Annotated in this window: 1 protein-coding gene; it reads right to left on the minus strand. The window is 65.7% G+C overall.

The window, feature by feature from the left end; all coding sequences use genetic code 11:
- A partial coding sequence (locus U5A58_RS40715) for a pyridoxal-phosphate dependent enzyme (RefSeq protein ID WP_321965485.1) occupies window positions 1-242 on the minus strand: 242 nt, incomplete at both ends.

Here is a 242-nt window from a genome sequence, read left to right on the forward strand (position 1 = left end):
CTTCGATGCCCTCGCGCTCCGCGTAATGCTTCGCACCCGCCACGGCCAGCGCGCCCGCGGGTTCGAGCACGCTGCGCGTGTCCTGGAAGACGTCCTTGATCGCGGCGCACAGGGCGTCAGTGTCCACTGTCAGCACTTCATCGAGATAGGTCTGGCACAGACGGAAGGTTTCCTCGCCCACGAGCTTGACTGCCGTGCCGTCGGAGAACAGGCCGACTTCGGTGAGTTCCACGCGCTTGCCC

The organism is Paraburkholderia sp. J7 (assembly GCF_905220155.1).
Classification (GTDB): Bacteria; Pseudomonadota; Gammaproteobacteria; order Burkholderiales; family Burkholderiaceae; genus Paraburkholderia.